The organism is Streptococcus mitis, from assembly GCF_047465045.1.
GTDB lineage: Bacteria > Bacillota > Bacilli > Lactobacillales > Streptococcaceae > Streptococcus > Streptococcus mitis_DT.
On record NZ_JASHAR010000002.1, the window covers coordinates 135152 to 150816 of the forward strand.

At 40.8% G+C, this 15665-nt stretch carries 14 protein-coding genes; 12 read left to right on the top strand and 2 right to left on the bottom strand.

Annotated features, from left to right (window positions below):
• Positions 1 to 2 precede the first annotated feature (2 nt).
• From QM409_RS02265 to mnmG, 11 genes are all read left to right on the top strand, one after another.
• Entirely contained in the window at positions 3 to 731 is a 729-nt protein-coding gene (locus QM409_RS02265) for a hypothetical protein (RefSeq protein ID WP_314515272.1), read from the top strand.
• Positions 732 to 1233: 502 nt separating this feature from the next.
• Positions 1234 to 1821 carry a hypothetical protein gene (locus QM409_RS02270; RefSeq protein WP_414305074.1) on the top strand — a complete coding sequence of 196 codons (588 nt, stop codon included), beginning with the start codon at positions 1234 to 1236 and terminating at the stop codon, positions 1819 to 1821.
• Positions 1822 to 1970: 149 nt separating this feature from the next.
• Positions 1971 to 4079, top strand: a complete 2109-nt coding sequence (locus QM409_RS02275) for a bacteriocin-associated integral membrane family protein (RefSeq protein ID WP_414305075.1) — start codon at positions 1971 to 1973, stop codon at positions 4077 to 4079.
• The gene (locus QM409_RS02280; RefSeq protein WP_414305076.1) at positions 4076 to 4717 is read left to right on the top strand and encodes an ABC transporter ATP-binding protein; all 642 of its coding nucleotides are present in this window, start codon (positions 4076 to 4078) and stop codon (positions 4715 to 4717) included. Before QM409_RS02275 ends, QM409_RS02280 begins: the two co-directional genes overlap by 4 nt.
• Positions 4718 to 4923: 206 nt before the next feature.
• Positions 4924 to 5730 (top strand): ABC transporter substrate-binding protein, encoded by an 807-nt coding sequence (locus QM409_RS02285; protein ID WP_001038480.1) that lies wholly within the window; start codon positions 4924 to 4926, stop codon positions 5728 to 5730.
• A gap of 16 nt (positions 5731 to 5746) precedes the next feature.
• A complete protein-coding gene (locus tag QM409_RS02290; RefSeq protein ID WP_414305077.1) occupies positions 5747 to 6943 on the top strand; it encodes an argininosuccinate synthase in 1197 nt (398 codons plus the stop codon).
• A 28-nt stretch (positions 6944 to 6971) separates the two neighbouring features.
• Entirely contained in the window at positions 6972 to 8363 is a 1392-nt protein-coding gene (gene argH / locus QM409_RS02295) for an argininosuccinate lyase (protein ID WP_414305078.1), read from the top strand.
• A gap of 148 nt (positions 8364 to 8511) precedes the next feature.
• Complete coding sequence (gene mnmA, locus QM409_RS02300; protein ID WP_261027301.1) at positions 8512 to 9633, top strand: tRNA 2-thiouridine(34) synthase MnmA; 1122 nt, start codon at positions 8512 to 8514, stop codon at positions 9631 to 9633.
• Between the two features lie 139 nt (positions 9634 to 9772).
• The gene (locus QM409_RS02305) at positions 9773 to 10228 is read left to right on the top strand and encodes an NUDIX hydrolase (protein ID WP_025169747.1); all 456 of its coding nucleotides are present in this window, start codon (positions 9773 to 9775) and stop codon (positions 10226 to 10228) included.
• A gap of 11 nt (positions 10229 to 10239) precedes the next feature.
• Entirely contained in the window at positions 10240 to 10668 is a 429-nt protein-coding gene (locus QM409_RS02310) for an NUDIX hydrolase (RefSeq protein ID WP_000239792.1), read from the top strand.
• Positions 10658 to 12571 (top strand): tRNA uridine-5-carboxymethylaminomethyl(34) synthesis enzyme MnmG, encoded by a 1914-nt coding sequence (gene mnmG / locus QM409_RS02315; protein ID WP_050390501.1) that lies wholly within the window; start codon positions 10658 to 10660, stop codon positions 12569 to 12571. Before QM409_RS02310 ends, mnmG begins: the two co-directional genes overlap by 11 nt.
• Before the next feature lie 244 nt (positions 12572 to 12815).
• On the opposite strand, the gene rnjA is transcribed toward mnmG, so the two are convergent.
• Both rnjA and QM409_RS02325 read right to left on the bottom strand, forming a co-directional pair.
• Positions 12816 to 14495: a ribonuclease J1 gene (gene rnjA, locus QM409_RS02320; protein ID WP_125443281.1), complete on the bottom strand. Its 1680-nt coding sequence runs from the start codon at positions 14493 to 14495 to the stop codon at positions 12816 to 12818.
• Between the two features lies 1 nt (position 14496).
• Entirely contained in the window at positions 14497 to 14730 is a 234-nt protein-coding gene (locus tag QM409_RS02325; protein WP_000639572.1) for a DNA-dependent RNA polymerase subunit epsilon, read from the bottom strand.
• Positions 14731 to 15008: 278 nt separating this feature from the next.
• Between QM409_RS02325 and QM409_RS02330 the strand changes: the two genes are divergently transcribed.
• Positions 15009 to 15224 (top strand): hypothetical protein, encoded by a 216-nt coding sequence (locus QM409_RS02330; RefSeq protein ID WP_000282478.1) that lies wholly within the window; start codon positions 15009 to 15011, stop codon positions 15222 to 15224.
• Positions 15225 to 15665 lie beyond the last annotated feature (441 nt).

Consider the following 15665-nt stretch of genomic DNA (forward strand, 5'->3'; position numbering starts at 1 on the left):
TCATGAAATTAAATAAATTGAATTTTCTTAAGGAAAATATAAGAGATTTATATTCATCAGGCGTACTATATCTCGGATTGATTATCTCGTTTATACCGCCGATACTGGTTACATTCTTTATTCTAAAGACTCAAGGGACATCACTTGGTATTAAGCATATTTCAAATTTTTATGCTATGCTCGGTATGTTAATGGCTGTTATACATGCTAACCGAATTATTAGCAGGGATTTTTCCCACAATACGATAAGTTTATTTTATAATCAACAGAAAAATCGGATGATTTACGTCTTGTCCAATTTTCTATATGCCATCTCAGTTTCCATTATTTATGCTTTGAATGGTATTGTGTTACTAGTCATCGTAAGTAAATTGGGTGTTCCAGGTACTTTAGGATTAGATTTTATAGCAGCCATTGTAGTCAATACAATTTTGTTAGTCCTATTTTATTTTCTATTATCTTACATTTTCTATTTATACAAATTGAAAAGTGGCTTGGTATTTGGTATTTTAGTAGCTTTACTACTCTTTGTCCCTAATATATTAAATACGATTATGATGAATACTAGTAATGATTTGTTTATCAAAGCGATTGAACTTCTTCCTTTTTATTCCTTACCTGTATTTGTTGCTTCAAATACGATGTCTATTAGTCAGTATCTTGTGGTAATCACTACAATCATTTTATTGTATTTTTTCACTCTCAAGAAAAGCAAGGAGTATTCATTTTAGTTTCGTTTAGTATTATTTACCGTCTCAAAATCTAGCAAAAAATAAAAAGATGTTGCGCTGACTAAAGAAAATTAGAATGTATAACAGAGGTAAACAGATAATTGTAGGGGAATTAAGCCTTCTATTGATGAGCATGAATTTTCTTATAACATTATCCAACAAACTGACCTATGAAACTTCAAAAATTCAAAAACCACACGGTATTCCTTTCAACTTGATTGTATTCAAGACTGAAACTACTTGAAAATATTTAATATTTTTCTTTAATCACTTGACAGGTTATATATGTTGATTTATAATATAGGTAAAATAGGGATTGTGTAAGCGTTAACAAATACAATACCCTTAACTTTGTATTCAGCAAAGAATTATGATGCAGCTAGAAAAGAAAGAATTCTAGCTTGATACAATGTCACCAGTTTTATTTAAAGTTGTTATGGAACTATTTTCAAAATAGATAGGCCTCTGTTTTAGGCGGAAAAGTTAATCAGGAGGTTAAGTGATGAACTACAATGTAAAATATCTCTTATCAGGAATATTTATTATAGTCTTTATAGGTTTTCTAGTCTGGATGCGTTATTTTAATCAGAGGAAGGAAGAAGAGCATTCGGATATGTCTTTTGAAGCGAGATTAGACAGTGAGGTTAAGACATTATATAAACAACTAGGATTGGGTGAGGAGCCTCACTATTTCTTAGCTTATCGTTACCTACATCCCTGGTTTAATTTGGCGATTTTACCACCAACAGTTGAAATTTTCTTAACTAAAATAGCGTTGGTGATGGTAACTCCAGATGAACTACTGATAAGAAATCTTGGGAATGGGATGACTTTCACAAGTGAGCATCATCGTGATTTGCGGCAAGGACTTATCCGCATTCCAAAATCAGAGATGAAAGAATTTGAGATTCGTAACTGGAAAAGAGTTTTTATATTTGGCGATTTTTTGACAATTAAAACAAGCCAACATAGCTATTATTTGCAGGTTAGAGATGATGGACTTCAAAAAGGAAGTCTTTCTACCAAACACTTCTCCGACTTGAAACGACAAGATTTTCTCGGATTATTGACAGATAAACGGACATTTTGATAGACGATTGCTCAAAAAACTAACCTCTAAACATTCAAAAACCACACAGTGTTTTCAGCCTTGAACACAATTAAGCTGAGAGAATCACTGTGTGGCTTTATTGGAAAGTTAGTTTTTCCCAGTTTCGTCTCTTCACGGGAGGTATCTCTATGAAAAAAATCAGTCATCTTTGTATGCTCCTGCTTTTGCTGTGTACTACGTTTTTTGTCCTGAATGTAAATGTTACACGTGAAATAGTGCGGATTCAGGAGATGGGCAAGACAACCTATTCATTTGACTTGTACTTGAAAGATGTCACTAAACCGACAGAAACGATTCTCCAATTTTTTGAAGAGGTTGCAAATCAAGACAAGGTCTCTATTATCAAAGTAGATAATGGCGATGAAGCCGTCAAGGCTGGTGTTTTTAATAAGGAAACCTTCCCCTATCAGGAGTTCGGTCTGACTTCTCTTGATTTTTCAAAGAATGAGAAGGGGGTCTACAGCAACCAGGATCTTCCCAATAATCTAGGAACCATTCCCACCTTTTTAAAGGTGAAACTCATTCGACTCCAGACCTTCCAATCCTATATTGAGGATAAATCCCATACTGTAAATGGGCGCTACATGATTACCTCCAGCAAAGAGATAGATCGCGATACCATTCTACAAAAGTGGAGTGATTTTTTCCAGATAGATAAGACGATTTTATTAGAACCCACTTACCGAAGTCAGGTTGGAGTGCTAAATCAAGAGTTGTTACTATCTATCATTATCTTTATCTTGGCAATCTTGCTTGTGATTTTAATGACAGTTTATCAGCCGATGATGGAGATGAAACGAGTGGGGGTTCAAAAGTTACTTGGTTTCCAAAGTAGAGCGATTTTAGCTGGTTTTGTAAAGACTAATTTTTATCTTCTCTTGGGTGGAAGTCTTATCATTGACTTGGGACTATTTTTAGTGCTGGACTACAGACCAAAACTTTTGTTCCCAAGTTTACTCTTATCCCAATTTCTGCTTTTACAGTTGTATTTGTTCATCAGTTGGCTGACCTACCTGATGATTCAGAAAATGACAGTCAGCTCCATGTTGAAAGGTTTTTCATCTGTCAAACTTGGTCTCATCTTCAATTATGTGATGAAAATAGGGACAACTATTTTACTGACGGCCTTACTGATTGGGGTAGGTAGAAGTCTAGAACAAGAAAACAAAGAACTTGCTTATCAGCAACAGTGGGTAAGCCAAGGTAATTACCTGACCTTAGAAACCTTCAAACTCAATGATAACCTGTGGCAAGAAGAGCTAGCAGGGTCAGGGAAATCTACAGATTATTTCTATCGATTTTATCAGGATTTGGTAGAAAAAACGCAGGCGGGCTATGTGCAGAGTAGCAGTCTTCCTGTAAAAAATTTTGTCCAATCAGAACAGATTCAGCAATATCAGTTAACAGATACGGTGGATGTTTACTATGCCAATCGCAATTTTCTAAAGAGCAAGGGATTCAAGCTACCAGATACCGGTATTAAAAAAGTTATTTTGATGCCAGCAAGTACGAAAGGTGAAGAAGATAAAAATCAGCTCTTGGGGAAGTTAATTGCCTTTCATTCGATGAAGTATGAAGAGCAGCAAAAACGAACGATAGAGGAGATGGATGTCGAGATTGCCTATTATGAAGGAGATTGGTCCTTCTTCCCTTATAATAATGAGCGAAAGGAAAATCTCCACAATCCAATCATTAGTCTGGTAAATGATCAAGACATGATGTGGGAAGAAAAGACTCGCTTGTCAACGACAGGTTTAAACAATCCGATGAAAGTTGAAAATACAGAACAAAATCAAAAAGTGATTACGGAGTTAGTTGAGAAATTATCAGATGGGAATTATTTAAAATTTTCATCGATTCAAGCCATTCAACAAGAGAAAGTAGATTCTTATCGAGATGCAGTTCTAAATCTTAATATACTCTTTGCTTTGTTTGGTCTCCTTAGCATGATGATCTCCTACTTTTTACTCGTTACCACTTTCTTGTTGAAGCGCAGGGATATCATTACCAAGAAGTTTATGGGGTGGAAACTGGTCGATCGCTATCGCCCTCTTCTAGTTCTTCTCTTGCTGGGCTATAGTCTGCCTCTTCTAGTCTTGATTTTCTTTGCCCATGCGCTCCTGCCACTTCTACTGTTTGCAGGTTTTACATGTTTGGATATACTATTTGTGCTAGCCTTGGCTTCTAAGATGGAGAAAAGAAGTCTAGTAGAGTTATTGAAAGGGGGCATCTTATGATTGAGTTGAAAAATATTACCAAAACCATTGGGGGAAAAGTGATTTTGGATAACTTATCTCTCAGGATTGATCAGGGAGATTTGGTTGCCATCGTTGGAAAAAGTGGTAGTGGTAAGTCGACCTTGTTAAATTTATTAGGTTTGATAGATGGTGATTATAGCGGACGGTATGAGATTTTTGGTCAGACAAATCTAGCGGTCAATTCTGCCAAGTCGCAAACAATAATCCGTGAACATATCTCTTATCTGTTTCAAAATTTTGCCCTGATTGATGATGAAACGGTCGAGTACAATCTCATGCTGGCGCTGAAATATGTGAAATTGTCCAAGAAAGACAAGCTTAAAAAGGTGGAAGAGATTTTAGAGAGAGTAGGTTTGTCAGCTACGTTGCATCAAAAGGTCTCCGAGTTGTCTGGTGGGGAGCAACAACGAATTGCAGTTGCTAGAGCCATCTTAAAACCCAGCCAGCTGATTTTAGCCGATGAACCAACAGGTTCGCTGGATCCTGAAAATAGAGATTTGGTCTTGAAGTTTCTCTTAGAGATGAATCGCGAGGGGAAAACAGTTATTATTGTGACCCACGATGCTTATGTAGCCCAACAATGTCATCGTATCATTGAATTGGGCAAGGGGAAATGAGTTCGTTCGGCTTCTTTTGACTGGCTGAATACTCATGTTTTCCAGAGAGAAATAGCATAAATACGCCTAGAAATGACATTTTTATGTAGTATTTCTAGGTTTTTTTGTTTCAAATTGAAAAATTTTTCAATTTAGGCTTGACAAACGATGAGGATAGGAGTATTATTTATACAACCAAAAAGAATAAACATAAAGGAGGTTTTGTTATGAATAAGATGAAGAAGGTGTTGATGACGATGTTTGGTTTAGTGATGCTCCCCCTACTATTTGCTTGTAGTAACAATCAATCGGCTGGAATTGAAGCCATCAAGTCCAAAGGAAAATTGGTTGTAGCCCTCAATCCAGATTTTGCTCCATTTGAATATCAAAAAGTGGTTGATGGGAAAAATCAGATTGTGGGTTCAGATATCGAATTAGCCAAGGCTATCGCAACAGAACTAGGTGTCGAATTGGAACTATCTCCCATGAGTTTTGACAATGTACTGGCTAGTGTTCAATCAGGAAAAGCCGATCTTGCCATATCAGGTGTTTCTAAGACAGATGAACGGAGTAAGGTGTTCGATTTTTCAACTCCCTACTATACTTCAAAAAATAAGCTCATTGTCAAAAAATCTGATTTAGCCACTTATCAGTCTGTCAACGACTTAGCGCAGAAAAAGGTCGGAGCGCAGAAAGGTTCTATTCAAGAGACGATGGCGAAAGATTTGCTACAAAATTCTTCCCTCGTATCTCTGCCTAAAAATGGGAATTTAATCACAGATTTAAAATCAGGACAAGTGGATGCCGTTATCTTTGAAGAACCAGTTGCCAAGGGATTTGTGGAAAATAATCCTGATTTAGCAATCGCAGACCTCAATTTTGAAAAAGAGCAAGATGATTCCTACGCGGTCGCCATGAAAAAAGATAGCAAGGAATTGAAAGAGGCAGTCGATAAAACCATTCAAAAGTTGAAGGAGTCTGGGGAATTAGACAAACTCATTGAGGATGCCTTTAAAGCATCCATTGAAAAATAGAAAGAAGGAAAAGAACATGAGTAAAGAAAAAGTAATTTTGGCCTATTCTGGCGGTTTAGACACATCAGTTGCTATTACCTGGCTAAAGAAAGACTATGATGTTGTTGCAGTTTGTATGGATGTGGGTGAAGGGAAAGACTTAGATTTCATCCATGATAAGGCTCTCAAGGTTGGGGCAGTCGAATCTTATGTCATTGATGTTAAGGACGAATTTGCTACAGATTATGTGCTAGTGGCTCTTCAGTCACATGCCTACTATGAAAAAAAGTATCCTTTGGTATCTGCCTTGAGCCGCCCTCTTATTTCTAAAAAATTGGTTGAAATAGCGCATCAGACAGGAGCGACTACAATTGCTCATGGTTGTACAGGTAAGGGGAATGACCAAGTACGTTTTGAAGTATCGATTGCAGCCTTGGATCCCAATTTAAAAGTGATTGCGCCAGTTCGTGAATGGAAATGGTCTCGGGAGGAAGAAATTCATTATGCCAAGGAAAATGGGGTACCTGTTCCTGCTGACCTTGATAATCCCTACTCTGTCGACCAAAATCTTTGGGGACGTGCCAATGAATGTGGTATTTTGGAGAATCCATGGAATCAGGCTCCAGAAGAAGCCTTTGGCATCACAACTTCTCCAGAGCAAGCTCCAGATATGCCAGAATACATTGATATTGAGTTTAGTGAAGGTGTTCCAGTTTCCCTCAATGGAGAAGGGCTAAAATTGGCAGATTTGATTCAAAAACTCAATGAAATAGCTGGAAAACATGGGGTCGGACGGATTGACCACGTGGAAAATCGTTTGGTTGGGATTAAATCAAGAGAGATCTATGAATGCCCAGGGGCAGTGACTCTACTGACAGCTCATAAGGAAATTGAGGACTTGACGCTTGTGAGAGAAGTGGCCCATTTTAAACCAATTATAGAAAATGAATTATCAAATCTCATTTATAATGCTTTGTGGTTTAGTCCAGCTACACAAGCCTTGATTGCTTATATTAAAGAGACTCAAAAAGTTGTCAATGGGACTGCAAAAGTCAAACTCTATAAGGGAAGCGCTCAGGTCGTAGCTCGGAAATCACCAAATTCACTTTACGATGAAAATTTGGCGACGTATACCAGTGCGGATACCTTTGACCAAGATGCGGCTGTTGGCTTTATTAAGTTGTGGGGACTTCCAACCAAGGTTCATTCTGAGGTTCAAAAAAGCGCCAAATAGGGCTATTGGATAGAGAGGTGGATGTGATATGGCTAAGAATACAAAATTATGGGGTGGTCGCTTTGAAGGTACTGTCGAAGACTGGGTAGAGCGCTTTGGTGCGAGTATATCTTTTGACCAGAAATTAGCTAAATTTGATGTGATTGGTTCTTTGGCCCACGTTCAGATGTTGGGCCAGACGGGCATTTTGAGTTTGAAGGAGTCAGAAAAGATTCAAGCAGGTTTGAAAGAGCTTTTAGAAGAGCTAGAGGCAGGCCAACTTGACTTTGATATCGCAAACGAAGATATTCATATGAATATGGAAGTGTTGCTGACAGAAAAAATTGGTCCCCTTGCAGGGAAGTTACATACGGCTCGTTCTCGAAATGACCAAGTTGCGACAGATATGCACTTATATCTCAAGGAACAACTAGGCCATGTCCTAGATAAACTGGCTCATCTCAAGGGTGTTTTATTAGACTTGGCGGAAAATCATGTGGAGACGATCATGCCGGGTTATACCCATCTGCAACATGCCCAGCCTATTAGTTTTGCCCACCACCTGATGGCTTACTACAATATGTTTCAAAGAGATAGTGAACGTTTTGAATTTAACCAGCAGCATACAGACCTATGCCCTCTAGGTGCAGCGGCTTTGGCAGGAACGACTTTCCCCATTGATCGCCAATTGTCTAGCGATTTGCTGGAGTTTAAGCAACCTTATACAAATTCTTTGGATGCTGTTAGTGACCGCGATTTTATCTTAGAATTTCTGTCCAATGCCAGTATACTCATGATGCATATGAGCCGTTTTTGTGAAGAAATGATCAATTGGTGTAGTTTTGAGTACCAATTCATTACCTTGTCAGATACGTTTACAACAGGTTCCTCTATTATGCCCCAAAAGAAAAATCCAGATATGGCTGAGTTGATTCGAGGAAAGACTGGTAGAGTTTATGGGAATCTGTTTGGACTATTGACAGTCATGAAGTCTTTGCCTTTAGCTTATAATAAGGATTTGCAAGAGGATAAGGAAGGAATGTTTGACACGGTCGAAACGATTTTAAATTCCCTCGATGTGTTGGCTGGTATGTTATCTAGTTTGCAGGTAAACAAGGAAAAAATGCAAGAGTCAACAGAGAAGGACTTTTCAAATGCGACTGAGTTGGCAGATTATTTGGCAGGGAAAGGTTTGCCATTTAGAGAAGCTCATGAAGTTGTGGGAAGATTAGTGTTAGACTCTATCAAGTCTGCTAAAAATATTCAAGATTGGACTTTGGAGGAATTACAAACCTATCATTCCCTCATTGCCGAGGATATCTATGTCTACTTGCAACCTAAAACTGCTGTTCAAAGACGAAATTCCTTGGGAGGTACAGGGTTTGACCAAGTGAAATACCAGATTGCAGTTGCTAAGAAAGCGAATGAAGCTAGAAAGTGATAGATTGATAAGAGGTTGGTCGATTGACAGCCTCTTTCTTGTCTTCTCCAACCAAGCGTGTTATAATGAATACTGCTCAAGCGACCTTCAATCGTTAAAGCACACACGACCTTCAATCGTGAATAAACGAATAGATGGGAGACTTACCATGAGTGATAACTCTAAAACACGTGTTGTTGTGGGGATGAGTGGTGGTGTTGATTCGTCGGTGACGGCTCTTCTTCTCAAGGAGCAGGGTTACGATGTGATTGGCATCTTCATGAAGAACTGGGACGACACAGATGAAAACGGCGTCTGTACGGCGACCGAAGATTACAAGGATGTGGCTGCGGTAGCAGACCAGATTGGCATTCCCTACTACTCTGTCAATTTTGAAAAAGAGTACTGGGACCGCGTTTTCGAGTATTTCCTAGCAGAATACCGTGCGGGACGCACGCCAAATCCAGATGTTATGTGTAACAAGGAAATCAAGTTCAAGGCCTTTTTGGACTATGCCATGACCTTAGGGGCAGACTATGTAGCGACTGGGCATTATGCCCGAGTGGCGCGTGATGAGGATGGCACTGTTCACATGCTTCGCGGTGTGGATAATGGCAAGGATCAGACCTATTTCCTCAACCAACTGTCGCAAGAACAACTTCAAAAAACCATGTTCCCACTGGGACATTTGGAAAAGCCTGAAGTTCGCAGACTAGCAGAAGAAGCAGGACTTGCGACTGCTAAGAAGAAAGACTCGACAGGGATTTGCTTTATTGGAGAAAAGAACTTTAAAAATTTCCTCAGCAACTACCTGCCAGCTCAGCCTGGTCGCATGATGACTGTAGATGGTCGCGATATGGGCGAGCATGCAGGACTTATGTATTATACAATCGGTCAGCGTGGTGGTCTCGGTATCGGTGGTCAACACGGTGGTGACAACGCGCCATGGTTCGTTGTTGGAAAAGACCTAAGCAAGAATATTCTCTATGTCGGACAAGGTTTCTACCATGATTCGCTCATGTCAACCAGCCTTGAGGCTAGTCAAGTTCACTTTACTCGTGACATGCCAGAGGAGTTTACGCTCGAATGTACGGCTAAATTCCGCTACCGTCAGCCTGATTCGAAGGTGACCGTCCATGTCAAAGGAGACAAGGCAGAGGTTATCTTTGCAGAACCGCAACGCGCCATCACACCAGGTCAGGCAGTTGTCTTTTACGATGGTGAAGAGTGTCTAGGTGGTGGCTTGATTGACAATGCTTACCGTGACGGACAAGTTTGTCAGTACATTTAGATTGACAAATTTTCTCAATTTGCTACAATAATAAAAGCAATAGAAATGATGGTCAAAGCTCATGGATGTTGCAGGCTTTTTTGTCCTGCACTTCTTTGGAGTTTTGACTGTTTTTGTGTCGTTTAAGGGAAAGGAAAAAATGACTCAGCAAGACTTTAGGATAAAAGTAGGAAATACAGTTTTTGGTGTTCGGGCGACAGCCTTGATTCTCCAAAATAGCAAGCTTCTAGTCACCAAAGATAAGGGCAAGTATTACACTATTGGCGGTGCCATCCAAGTCAATGAAAGTACGGAAGACGCAGTAGTCCGTGAAGTGAGGGAAGAACTGGGTGTTAAAGCTCAAGCTGGGCAGCTAGCTTTTGTGGTTGAAAATCGTTTTGAACAAGACGGTGTTTCCTATCACAACATCGAGTTTCATTATCTGGTGAACTTGCTTGAGGATGCCCCATTGACCATGCAGGAAGACGAAAAAATGCAGCCTTGTGAGTGGATTGACTTGGATGAACTCCAGAATATCCAGCTAGTTCCAGCCTTTTTAAAAACAGCCCTACCAACTTGGGACGGCCAACTAAGACACATTCATCTTGAGAAATAGGAGAGAAAAGGATGGTTAAGCTTATTGCCCATGTACTTGTTCATAGTGGAGATGATTATTTGCTCATTCAGCGTTCGGAAATTAAAAGAGGACAACCCAATGTTTATCCAACTTACTGGGATATTCCTGGTGGCGGGGTTGAAAAGGGTGAACTTCCGCGAGATGGAGCTCTTAGAGAATGTATTGAAGAAGCGGGAGTTAGGCTAGATAGCAGTTTGCTCAAACTTCTTCACGAAGATAGTCAACTGGATACTTCTAAGGATACTGTCTTTACTCGATTAGTTTATAAAGCAGAGTGGGTTGGGGAGAAGCCAATTATCAGATTAGATCCTGAAGAGCATACGCACTTTAAATGGGTTACTATGGCTCAAGCTCTAGAGGAGGAGAAGTTAGTTCCTTATTTACGAGAAATTTTTGAAAGGTTAAGAAATGACATATAATTTTACAGAAGAATACGATATTATTGTAATTGGTGCGGGACACGCTGGGGTCGAGGCTTCCTTAGCTGCTAGCCGTATGGGTTGTAAGGTTTTGCTTGCGACTATCAACATTGAAATGCTGGCTTTCATGCCTTGCAATCCCTCTATCGGTGGTTCTGCCAAAGGGATTGTTGTGCGTGAAGTTGATGCCCTCGGTGGCGAGATGGCCAAAACCATTGACAAGACTTACATCCAGATGAAGATGCTCAACACAGGGAAGGGGCCAGCTGTCCGTGCCCTCCGTGCGCAGGCTGACAAGGAGCTTTACTCTAAGGAGATGCGCAAGACGGTTGAAAATCAAGAGAATCTGACCCTTCGTCAAACCATGATTGATGAGATTTTGGTGGAAGATGGCAAGGTTGTCGGTGTTCGTACAGCGACCCATCAAGAGTATGCTGCCAAGGCTGTTATCGTGACGACAGGGACCGCCCTCCGTGGGGAAATCATCATCGGAGACCTCAAGTATTCATCAGGTCCTAACCACAGCTTGGCTTCTATTAACCTTGCTGACAATCTCAAGGAACTGGGCCTCGAAATTGGTCGTTTCAAGACAGGAACGCCTCCACGTGTCAAGGCTTCTTCTATCAACTACGATGTGACCGAGATTCAGCCAGGAGACGAAGCGCCTAATCATTTCTCATACACTTCACGTGATGAGGATTATGTCAAAGACCAAGTGCCATGCTGGTTGACCTATACCAATGGTACCAGTCATGAGATTATCCAAAACAACCTCCACCGTGCGCCTATGTTTACAGGTGTAGTCAAGGGAGTGGGGCCTCGCTACTGTCCGTCGATTGAGGACAAGATTGTGCGCTTTGCGGACAAGGAGCGCCACCAACTCTTCCTTGAGCCAGAAGGTCGCAATACTGAGGAAGTCTATGTTCAAGGACTTTCAACCAGTCTGCCTGAGGATGTCCAGCGTGACTTGGTTCATTCTATCAAAGGTTTGGAAAATGCAGAGATGATGCGGACAGGTTATGCCATTGAGTATGACATGGTCTTGCCTCACCAGTTGCGTGCGACTCTGGAAACCAAGAAAATCTCCGGACTTTTCACTGCTGGTCAGACAAATGGAACGTCAGGTTACGAAGAAGCTGCTGGTCAAGGGATTATCGCGGGTATCAATGCGGCTCTTAAAATCCAAGGCAAGCCTGAGTTGATTTTGAAGCGCAGTGACGGTTATATTGGGGTCATGATTGATGACTTGGTGACCAAGGGAACCATTGAGCCTTATCGCCTTTTGACCAGTCGAGCTGAATACCGCCTCATTCTCCGCCATGACAATGCTGATATGCGTTTGACAGAGATGGGACGTGAGATTGGCCTTGTGGATGATGAACGCTGGGCTCGCTTTGAAATCAAGAAAAATCAATTTGAAAATGAGATGAAACGCCTAGACAGCATCAAACTCAAGCCAGTCAAGGAAACCAATGCCAAGGTTGAGGAGATGGGTTTCAAGCCTTTGACAGATGCAGTGACAGCCAAGGAATTCCTTCGCCGTCCAGAAGTTTCTTATCAAGATGTGGTGGCTTTCATCGGACCAGCTGCAGAGGACTTGGATGACAAGATTATCGAATTGATTGAAACAGAAATCAAGTACGAAGGCTATATTTCCAAAGCCATGGACCAGGTTGCCAAGATGAAACGCATGGAAGAAAAACGCATTCCAGCCAATATTGATTGGGATGACATTGATTCTATCGCGACAGAAGCCCGTCAGAAGTTCAAACTCATCAATCCAGAAACCATCGGCCAAGCCAGCCGTATCTCGGGAGTAAACCCAGCAGATATTTCTATTTTGATGGTGTATTTGGAAGGTAAAAATCGTAGTATTTCTAAAACTCTTCAAAAATCAAAATGATACGTCGTCGGCTTCGGCTCACCTAACTCAAGTTATGCTTTCGCCTAGCCTTCTAGTCTGATTTCGATTTTTATTGAGTTTTAATCTCAAAAGAAAGCATAGAGAAAAACAGCTCCGAAAACGGGGCTGTTTTGTTGACTTGTACTCAATGAAAATCAAAGAGTAAACTAGGAAGCTAGCCGAAGACTGTACTTGAGTACGGCAAGGCGAAGCTGACGTGGTTTGAAGAGATTTTCGAAGAGTATTATTCTTCATCTGGTGTGAGAATCATAGGGATGATAATCGGTTCACGTTCTGTATTTTCATAAAGGAAGGGGCGAATAGCGTTGACAATGGCACCATTGACAGATTGCACGCTAGCATCCTTATTTTTCAGTGCGATACGAATGGCATTGAAGAGGATGCGTTGGCTTTGGCGAATCAAGTCGCCAGACTCTCTCATGTAGACAAAGCCTCGACTGAGGATATCTGGTCCAGACAGAATCATCTGCGATTTGAAGTCAACAGTTGCGACTGCCAGAACGACACCGTCTTCAGATAGATCGCGACGATCTTTGAGGACAGCAGCACCGATTTCACCGATACGATTTCCATCGACATAGATGTCTTGGGCGTTGAAATGACCTGCTATACGAGCAGAATCTGCGGTAAGGGCAAGCACATCTCCATTGCTCATGATAAAGATATTGTCCTTCTCAACACCAGTATCCACCGCAAGTCCAGCATGGACTTTTTGCATGCGGTATTCACCGTGGACAGGCATGAAGTATTTTGGCTTAATCAAGCGGAGCATAAGTTTTTGCTCTTGCTGGCCACCGTGTCCAGAAGTATGGATATTGTTAACCTTACCGTGGATAACTTCAACACCAGCTTCTGAAATGATGTTAATCAGCTTATTGACGCTAGTAGTGTTTCCAGGGATTGGACTAGAAGAGAAGATAACTGTATCACCGGGTTGGAGTTGCACCTGACGGTGGGTTCCGTTGGCGATACGAGAGAGGGCTGCCATCGGCTCGCCCTGACTACCTGTACAGAGGATCAGAACCTCGCCTGCAGGGTAGTCTTTGATTTCATTTGGCTCGATAAAGGTTCCCTTAGGAGCTTTGATGTAACCAAGGTCAATTCCGTTGACAATGGCCTTTTCCATAGAGCGACCAAAGACCGCAATCTTGCGTCCAGTCTTTACAGCAGCTTCAGTTGCTTGCTGGAGACGGAAGATATTTGAGGCAAAGGATGCAAAGATGATACGTCCTTCAATGCCTTGGATAATCTTCATGATGGACTGGCCAACGACTTTTTCAGAGTTGGTAAAGGTTGGAATTTCTGCATTTGTCGAGTCAGACAGGAGACAGAGTACACCTTCTTCACCAAGCGCAGCCATACGGTGCAAATCTGCTGGTTCACCAACTGGTGTTAAGTCAAACTTGAAGTCACCCGTACAGACAATTTTCCCTTGAGGAGTATGAATGACAATCCCCAAAGGCTCTGGAATAGAGTGAGTAGTTCTAAAGAAAGTTGCCTTGAGATTTTTAAAGGTCAACTCAGTGTTGTGGTTGATTTCGTAAAGTTTGGCGTTGCGCAGGAGGCCGTGTTCTTCGAGTTTTCCACGGATCAAAGCCAAGGCAAGCGGTCCAGCATAGATAGGGACATTTGCTTGCTTGAGCAGGAATGGAATCCCACCGATGTGGTCCTCGTGTCCGTGTGTAATCAAAACAGCCTTGACGCGGTCGATATTGTCTACGATATAAGAGTAATCAGGAATGACGTAGTCGATACCCAGCAAGTCATCTTCTGGGAATTTAATCCCAGCATCGACGATGATAATCTCATCTTGGTATTCAATCCCGTATGTATTTTTCCCGATTTCTCCCAGACCACCGATGGCAAAAACGCCGACTTCTTCAGGTTTAAGAGTATAGGCCATATTAGAACTCCGTGATTTCGAAGGCGCCAGTTTCTTTTTCGTAATCTAGCAATTTGTCAGACAAGAGTTCGATATACTCGATATTGTACTCTGGGCGATTTTCTTCGACAAGTTGGCGAGCAGCGATGCGTCCCTCAAGTTCTGAGCTGGCATCGATGTCTAGGTAAAGTGCGCGTGTTGTTTCACGACGTGGGCTACGTTCTTTTGTTTCTTGATAAAAAACTTTGTAAATCATATAGTTCCTTTCTATTTACAGGTCAGCTTATTCCAAACTTTTAGCATAGATTTGCTTGATTTCATTCCATTTTGTGTCTAGATTGACCTTGATTCGTTACAATTATTTCAATTATACCACAAAATGAAAGATTAGTAAAAGGCCGAAATGAAGAAAGTCATATAAGCACTCAAAGGTAAGCGTTTGCAAAAATAAAGAAAATATGTTATCTTGATAATGGAAGTGAAATTTATCGCTTGTCATAATTCCATATAGTTTTAAGTCAAGGAGGTTGCCCTATGTATAACTTATTTGCTTTTGCTATCGGAGCTCGCTTGGTGGCTTTTATTGTTTTTGTTGCTTGCGTTTATGCGGGGAATCTTCTATTTGCCAAACTGGAACGACGACAAACCAAGTTCTTGTGGAAAATTACTTTTGTGACTCTCTACTCGCTTTTTCTCCTCCTCGTAACCTATGTCGTTTGGTTTGTATTTTACTTTGGATTAAATGCTTAGATGCCCTGTTTATGCTGGGGCATTTTTGTTTGGGGATAAAAGACAGTAGATTCATGACATGAAAATTCCACCCCTTCTATCAAGATGAGGTGGTCTTTGTATTTTTCTAAAATGACATGACAATGGAATTTTCAAAGCTTATTATTTTTATGGTAATCATTGTTCTGCTCAAAAATAGAGTTGAAGCATAAAAATAAAACAATACAAACAGATAAATCGAATGGTAAAGGGATAGTAGTAATGTTTAAATCATTGAGAATGCTGAGCAAACTGTAAGAGATGAAGACAATAAAATTTATCCTCCTAAAAATGTGTCTTTTATCTAGCATGACTTACCAAACTTTTTATGGAGATCCTTTCAATTTTCTTGTTCACTTTTATATTCGGAAAAGAAAAGGAAAAGTGAAGATTTTTTTGAATTTTATTTGCGAATTGTTTTTG